At 55.9% G+C, this 1,510-nt stretch carries 1 protein-coding gene; it reads right to left on the reverse strand.

Annotated elements, in window-relative coordinates:
* Nucleotides 1-73: 73 nt before the first annotated feature.
* Nucleotides 74-1,425, reverse strand: a protein-coding gene (locus tag DC366_RS19445) for an IS3 family transposase (RefSeq protein WP_108693785.1) whose coding sequence is annotated in 2 segments (ribosomal slippage) — nt 74-1,089 and nt 1,089-1,425 — 1,353 coding nt in all. Because the reading frame shifts where the segments join, the coding sequence is not laid out codon by codon here.
* Nucleotides 1,426-1,510: the final 85 nt, after the last annotated feature.

A 1,510-nucleotide genomic window follows, 5' to 3' on the forward strand; every position in this document is an offset into this window, starting at 1 on the left:
TGTCCGTCGTCAAATAAAATGGGACATCAGAGCGGCTTGAGCATTGGAGGCTCTGGCTCGTTCGTGTGATTGATTATGCGGCTTGTTTCTGGTGTTGCAAGCGGCGCTGTCGGATTGTCTGTTTTTTGATCTTCTCCCTTTCCCTTAGAATGGCTTTATCGCGGCCGAAGTAGACGTCGGCGGGTGTGACGTTGCTCAGACTCTCGTGGTATCGTTGGTTGTTGTAATATTCGACGAAGGCCCCGATCTGCTGCTCGAGATCGCCGGGCAGGTAGTAATTCTCCAGCAGAACCCGGTTCTTCATGGTTTGGTGCCAGCGTTCGATCTTGCCTTGTGTCTGTGGGTGGAATGGCGCCCCGCGGACGTGCGTCATTTTGTGATCCTCCAGCCAATCGGCCAGATCGCCAGAGATATAGCATGAGCCGTTGTCGCTGAGCAGCCGCGGCTTGTGGCGCACGACCGCCTGGTCGCAGCCTGATGCTGTCAGAGCCAACTCAATGGTGTCTGTCACGTCCTCGGCCCGCATGTTTGTGCAGAGCTTCCAAGCGATGATGTAGCGGCTGTAATCGTCCAGGATCGTGCTGAGGTAATACCACCCCCACCCGATGATCTTGAAGTAGGTGAAGTCCGTCTGCCACATCTGGTTGATGGCGGTAGTCTTGTCTTTGAACTCGTCAGCCGCCTTGATCACCACATGCGCGGGCGCCGTGATCAGGTCAGCTTCCTTCAGAATGCGATATGCTGATGATTCAGAGACAAAATACCGCTTCTCATCGGTGTATTTGACTGCCAGTTCCCGTGCCGTCAGCTCCTCATGTTCCAGCGCGAACTCGATCAGATCATCGCGCCGATCCTGTGGAATACGGTTCCAGACAGACCATGGACGGGGTGCGCGGTCCGCCAGGGCATCAAGGCCGCCGTCGACAAAACGATCATACCAGCGGTAGAAGGTCGTGCGCGGGATGCCCAGCATGTCGAGGGTCTGCCTGGCCGGTAGATGTGAGCCTTCAACCGTGCGGATTATCTCCAGCTTCTCGGACGCGGGATACCTCATTCCTCTGCCTCCCCAGCCCCTGTCATGCTTTTTTTGAGCAGACGGTTTTCCAGAGTCAGATCGGCCACACATTCCTTCAGGGCAAGTGACTCCGAGCGCAGATCTTTGACTTCAGGCGATGTCGCCTGCCGGGCCGTGTCGCCGGACAATCGCCGCTTGCCAGCCTCAAGGAATTCCTTCGACCAGCTGTAATATAGGCTTTCGGCGATGCCTTCACGGCGACAGAGCACCGAAATGCTCTCTTCGCCTCGCAGACCCGCCAAGACGATGCGGATCTTCTCCTCAGCCGAATAGGTCTGACGGGTCTTGCGGCGGATGTTCTTGACCAGCTTGTCAGCTGCGTCCTTAGACGTTCCGGATTTCTTGTTCATCTTCACTCCATGAAGGTTACGATGAACCAGAAATCCTCCGTTGTTCAATTCCTCAAATCTGTCCCACAGGCGCTGACGTCAGACA

The organism is Pelagivirga sediminicola (genome assembly GCF_003072125.1).
Taxonomy (GTDB): Bacteria; Pseudomonadota; Alphaproteobacteria; order Rhodobacterales; family Rhodobacteraceae; genus Roseovarius; species Roseovarius sediminicola.